Origin of the sequence: Desulfuromonas sp., assembly GCA_002869615.1 — a bacterium.
Taxonomy (GTDB): domain Bacteria; phylum Desulfobacterota; class Desulfuromonadia; order Desulfuromonadales; family UBA2294; genus BM707.
Genome location: PKUH01000006.1, coordinates 1 through 5431 on the forward strand (window position 1 = coordinate 1; position 5431 = coordinate 5431).

A 5431-nucleotide genomic window follows, 5' to 3' on the forward strand; every position below is an offset into this window, starting at 1 on the left:
AGCTGTAAGCTGTAAGCTGGAGGCTGGAGGCTGGAGGCTGGAGGCTGGAGGCTGGAGGCTGGAGGCTGGAGGCTGGAGGCTGGAGGCTGGAGGCTGGAAAGTTTAATCAGAGTCTGCAATAAAGAAAGGGCGGAAATCGATTCCGCCCTTTTTATTTCGGATTCTGCCAACTGATAACTGCCCTATTGCTCCAGATACTGCTGCAGCGCTTGAGCTTCGGCAACGAGCCCGGCTTGGTCGATGGTGGAGCGCTGCCGAACCCGGTCGGCAATTCTGCCCAGACCGGTCAGGCGCGGCACATCGTCCTCTCCCCTCGGGGCGTGCCAGCCGAGTTGAGCTGAGTCCTCTTCGAAGAGGCTGCCGTACCATTCAATATTGACGCCAAGCTTCCGTTTGAGGGCGGCCAGCACATTATTGACAAACTGAAGATCTTCAGATTTCTTGACCCGGTTGACGATCAATCCGAAACGGAGCGTCGCCAGCTGTTGCCGGATCCGGTCGGTCCGCTCCCAGTTGATCAGGGCCAGTTCATCGATAATCTCCGGGATGGTCTTGACGTCGGCATCAATCGACTGCTTGCTGATCGGCTCAATAATATCGGTCATAAAGGTGTTGTCGCCGATCCCTTTGACGATTGTCCGCAGGACAACGTTCTTGACGAAATTCATCATATTGATGATCGACGGATACTCGGGTGTCGTGACAACCAGTCCCAAGCCCCAGACCCGGAAAAAATCGAGTGTGTTGTAGGAGGTCCCGGCTCCGAGATCGAGCAGGATGGTATCGGCCCTGATGCGGGTCAGCTCACGCAGAATCCGCATCTTGTGAGCATGCAATATATTCGCAAGGAAAGGTCTGAGACCATCGCCGGGAATGTATGAAAGATCCGCCCCGGGGACCGGTATCAGAAATTCGGGGAGCGATAATTCCTTCTGATTAAGGTAGTCGCCAATGCCGGGGTGGATATTTTCAAATCCGAGAAACGTATGCAGGTTCGAGCCGCCCAGATCGAGATCGATGGCAACACATTTCTCTCCCTTGGCGGCCAGGGCGCGCCCCAGATTGGCGGTAAAGATACTTTTACCAACCCCACCTTTGCCGCCGGCGACCGGCAGGACCGTGGCCAGTTTTCCGGTTTCAGTTTCCATATTGCTCCCTAATGTAACGAATTCGGCAGGACGAAACAAGCCCCGGAACGCTCAGACAGAAAATTCGCACAGTGCTTAACCCCATCAATTTGAGCGGGCGCAATGGTTCAGAGCTTGAAACTGGCGCGCAAAGAGGTTCCCTTACCGGGTTCGGAGTGAATCAGCGATGAGCCCCCGAGAGATTTAACCCGCTCGCGAACACCGACCAGACCAAGACAGGTCGAAGTTGTGCATTTTTTCGGATCAAACCCTTTGCCATTATCGACAATCGAGATGGCGACATTACGGTCAGTATAATCAAGATGAACCCGAACCAGTTGAGCATCGGAATGCTTGATCGCGTTTCGGATTACTTCCTGGGCAATGCGATAAATTGCAATCCCTAATTTTTGCGACAAGTTAACGGGATGGCCTTTTTCAACGAGTTCAATGGACATGCCAACGGCCTGATCTGCCTGTTGATTAATGTACTGTTGGATCACCTGGGCCAACCCTTGCCCTTCAAGTTGTGGTGGATGCAGGGCAGCTGAAACCGAGCGAACGTCTTTATTCAAGCGGCCAAGAAGTTCATCAACTTCCTGACAAAGAGCTGCCGCCTCTTCACCGGAATCGATCACTTTTGACTGCACCAGTTCAATCGTGCGTTGCAAAGCGACCAGAGTCTGATCACAGTGCTCATGCAGGTCGAGGGCAATACGGCGACGCTCATCCTCGGCAGCTTCGGTCAGACGTTTGTTCAGTTGTTCGATATCTTCCTGTGCCTGCAGGCGTGCTCGCCAAAAGGGTCTGTAGAAAAAAATATAAATAGGCACAAGCAGGGCAATCAGTATGCTCGCATCAACTACCGCTTCAACATATCGCGAAAACGTCGGCATGTGATCAATCAGGATCATGACAAACAGTTCCGCGGCGAAGATTGCTATCGACATCACAATCGCCATTACCGCTGGCGAGAGATTCAACAGCCAGCTCTGGCCATCAGCATTGATGCTGGTTCTGTCTGAAAAGTTTTTCATCAGTCAGTCGTGCCTCCCAACTGGTTTGAAGTCATCCGTGACAATCCGGTCAATCTTCAGCGGAAAGTCGAGTTAATTATTAAAAAAGCAAAAGCTTTATTGACCTGAAACAGCACAGACATACTTGAGGTAACGACCTTCCGGAAAAGTTACCGGATATGGAAAGTCACCCGGCTGGGCCCTGACGGCAATAACCCTGAGATCACCATCGACGGCCAGCACTCCACGCCGCAGTTCCTTGAGATAACTATTCAGATCGGTTTTCTGATGATTCGAAGAACAGAGCAACAGTCCCCCGGGGTTGAGTAAGGGGAGTGTTTTTGCTACGAGATCGGAGGTTCCGCCACGTGTGCTGAAGGTGCTTTTCCGCGTCGTCGAAAAACTCGGTGGATCAAACAGGATGATATCAAATTTCCGTTTTTCTCGCGAGAAGCGGTCGAGAGCGGCAAAACAATCATCGACAATGAATTCATGCCGTTTCGGATTGATCCTGTTGACGGCAAAATTCTCGCGGGCCCAGTCAAGGTAGGTTGCGGAGGTATCAACGCTGACAACTTTTTTCGCGCCGGCCGCCGCCGCGGCAACCGAGAATGCTCCGGTGTAGGCAAACAGGTTGAGGAATGTCCTGCCGCTGACCTGATCCATCAGATCGCGGCGGTTTTCCCGCTGATCAAAGAAAAGCCCGGCATTCAACCCCTCCTCCAGATCGACCAGAAAGGTTAGATCATTTTCGAGCACCGGTTGCCGACCGATCGAAGGCTCTCCGGAGAGGAGTTGGCTGTAATTTTTGCCGCCGCCTGCCGCTTCAAGCTGCCGCGTTTTTTTCGGACGCTTTTTCTCATAGATGCCGTTCGGCTTAAGCAGTGCGGTCAGGACATCGACAATCAGCCGGAGATGGGGCCGCCAGCTTTCAGTGAAAAGCTGCAGCATCAGGTGCTCATCGTACCGATCAACCGTCAGTCCAGGCAGACCGTCCCCTTCGCCATTAATCAGCCGATATGCATTGGTCCCATCCAGCTGTAAAAATTGCCGCAGACCCAGGGACTGCTCGACCTTTCCCTGCAGCCAGGTTTTATTGAGACGCACCGGCTTCCGATCGAGCAGCCGGGCAACGATACGCTCACCCGGATCGAGCAATGCCGTAGCGAGGTGCGTTCCCTTCTCTGAGCAGAGCGTTATCACATCGCCGCATTGACCCGCTGGCCATTTCTTGGTGTATCGGTCGGCGATGACCCAGGGATGTCCGAGGCCAATCATGCGCGCTGTTTCCGGTCCGACAATATATTTATTCTGATTCGTCACAACATTAGTCCTGAATTGCTGCCGGCAAGACTCCAGTAATGCCAGGGAAGGGCAGTATTATTTACAAACAGAAAAAGAATAATCTTTTGCAGAGCAGATTTAAACCATAAAGATAGATATTCTTTGTGCGTCCGCTGCCCTGATGATTATCATGTCTTTAACATAAATGCTTTTAGGTATATGCTATGCACCGCATTTTAAACGGAGAAGATCATGGATAACAGTAAGACCAAAGGCGAACAGCATATTGAACAACTGATGCAGAACCTCGATCCGGCCTCGGACCGTTACCGGGCTCTCGACTCGGCCCGGCAATTCAAGGCTTCATGGGTCGATCTCGGTGAACAGCTGGTTGCGGTCAGCAGCAACAATCTCTTCAGCGAATGGGGTTACAGCACATTCGAGGAATATTGTAGCCGCGAGATTCGCATCCGGAAACAGACTGCGCAGAAGTTGACACTCGCCTTCGGCTACCTGCAGCGGCGTGAACCGGCCGTGCTCGATCGCCACGAAACCCGACCGGCACCTGATTACCGTTCGGTTGATCTGCTGCGGCGGGCCGAGGAAGAGGAAGCATTTGACGATGAGGCGTTCAGCGGCCTGCGCCAGGCGGTGATTGACGAGGGACGAAGCCTGCCGACGATACAGAAGAAATTTCGCGAATCGGTGCAATCGCATCAAACCCTCGAGGAAAGCGAGTTACAGGCGGCGAGGGCAGCTCTCAGTTCAGCGAAGAGACTCGAATCGAGCCTCAATGCGTTGCCGGATATCGGACAGGAGATACGGCCGCAACTGGCAGACCTGATCAGAGAGCTCGGCTCGACCGTCGAAGTGGCCAAAAACGGTGAGGAGGAACCGCAGGATTAATTCTGCGACCGATAAATAATTCCGTAGCAGACAACACCACACATCTTCCACAAAAGATCAGCATCACAATGCACGCGTACCCTTTCCGTCTCCCCTTCTCCTGCAAAAGAGTGAGATTCTGTTACAGTTTCTGAAACAACAGGAGAAGATCATGAAAAAAATCGCACTATTTCTAATCGTCATCCTGATTCCGGCAACGGTTCTGGCTGGAGAAGGAATGATCTCGGTACAAAGCACCCATGATGTGACGGCAACGGCTGATCGACTCGAAACAATACTCAAAGATAAAGGGATGACTGTTTTTAATCGCATCAATCATTCCGCAGGCGCCGCCAAGGTTGGAGTTGAGCTGCGGCCGACTGAACTGATTATCTTCGGCAACCCGAAAGTCGGCAGTCGATTGATGAAATGCGCCCAAGGCACGGCGATTGATCTGCCGCAGAAGGCCCTGATCCGGGAAGATGCGGATGGCAATACATTTATCTCGTATAATAACCCGGCCTATATCAGGAAACGTCACAGCATTTCCGGTTGTGATGAGGTTCTGCAGAAAATCACGAACGCCCTGGCGAATTTCAGCAAAGCAGCCGCCGGCGAATAGACCAGAGTCCTATTCGTTGCACTCCCTGGCTGCTTAGTTTTTTTATTAAATTCAGGAAACACTTTGCTGTAATTCGGGTGGTGTCCCCAACAACTTTTCGGCTCCGATTGCCTGTCCTGAGCTATCTTGTACTGAGCTCGCCGAAGTAGCCAAAGGGGGAATCCATAGATGATTTTGACTCACCCCCGAAGCTCTTGAGGTCGCTTCCGCCAGCGCGTTCACTGAACAGTAGCTCAACCGCAACCGCCACGGAGACATGCCGCGTTTGCCTCAAGGCAAACTCCCCGGCAACACAATTGAACAGAAACAATTCAGACCGCACAAAAAAGCCCCCTGCAAGGGAGCCGTTTTCTGCATACTCTTTTATGGCTCAATAAAAGAGTATGGCGGAGTGCGCGGCCGCGACCGCGCGGTTCTTTCTGTTTTCAGTCTTCGGGGGACACTTTGCTGTACTCTGGTATTTAAGGGGGCACTTTGTAGTCCAGGGACACTTCCCT

6 protein-coding genes are annotated in these 5431 nt (G+C 52.4%); 3 read left to right on the forward strand and 3 right to left on the reverse strand.

The window, feature by feature from the left end:
* The coding region (locus C0623_01360) for an annexin Max4 (protein PLY03490.1) at positions 1-106 on the forward strand (106 nt) is incomplete at its 5' end.
* A gap of 76 nt (positions 107-182) precedes the next feature.
* Here C0623_01360 and C0623_01365 read toward each other — a convergent pair.
* The 3 genes from C0623_01365 to C0623_01375 all read right to left on the reverse strand — a co-directional run bounded on the left by C0623_01365 (position 183) and on the right by C0623_01375 (position 3421).
* The gene (locus C0623_01365; protein PLY03491.1) at positions 183-1148 is read right to left on the reverse strand and encodes a hypothetical protein; all 966 of its coding nucleotides are present in this window, start codon (positions 1146-1148) and stop codon (positions 183-185) included.
* Positions 1149-1255: 107 nt separating this feature from the next.
* Complete coding sequence (locus C0623_01370) at positions 1256-2164, reverse strand: hypothetical protein (protein PLY03492.1); 909 nt, start codon at positions 2162-2164, stop codon at positions 1256-1258.
* Positions 2165-2260: 96 nt separating this feature from the next.
* The gene (locus C0623_01375) at positions 2261-3421 is read right to left on the reverse strand and encodes a class I SAM-dependent rRNA methyltransferase (protein PLY03495.1); all 1161 of its coding nucleotides are present in this window, start codon (positions 3419-3421) and stop codon (positions 2261-2263) included.
* A 258-nt stretch (positions 3422-3679) separates the two neighbouring features.
* Here C0623_01375 and C0623_01380 point away from each other — a divergent pair, with 258 nt between their 5' ends.
* Positions 3680-4333 (forward strand): hypothetical protein, encoded by a 654-nt coding sequence (locus C0623_01380; GenBank protein PLY03493.1) that lies wholly within the window; start codon positions 3680-3682, stop codon positions 4331-4333.
* A gap of 151 nt (positions 4334-4484) precedes the next feature.
* The gene (locus C0623_01385) at positions 4485-4934 is read left to right on the forward strand and encodes a hypothetical protein (protein ID PLY03494.1); all 450 of its coding nucleotides are present in this window, start codon (positions 4485-4487) and stop codon (positions 4932-4934) included.
* Positions 4935-5431 lie beyond the last annotated feature (497 nt).

Coding starts and splice junctions, on each gene's coding strand:
- C0623_01375 (PLY03495.1), bottom strand. CDS start 3,421: ATGATTGGCCTCGGACATCCCTGGGTCATCGCCGACCGATACACCAAG.
- C0623_01385 (PLY03494.1), top strand. CDS start 4,485: ATGAAAAAAATCGCACTATTTCTAATCGTCATCCTGATTCCGGCAACG.
- C0623_01370 (PLY03492.1), bottom strand. CDS start 2,164: ATGAAAAACTTTTCAGACAGAACCAGCATCAATGCTGATGGCCAGAGC.
- C0623_01380 (PLY03493.1), top strand. CDS start 3,680: ATGGATAACAGTAAGACCAAAGGCGAACAGCATATTGAACAACTGATG.
- C0623_01365 (PLY03491.1), bottom strand. CDS start 1,148: ATGGAAACTGAAACCGGAAAACTGGCCACGGTCCTGCCGGTCGCCGGC.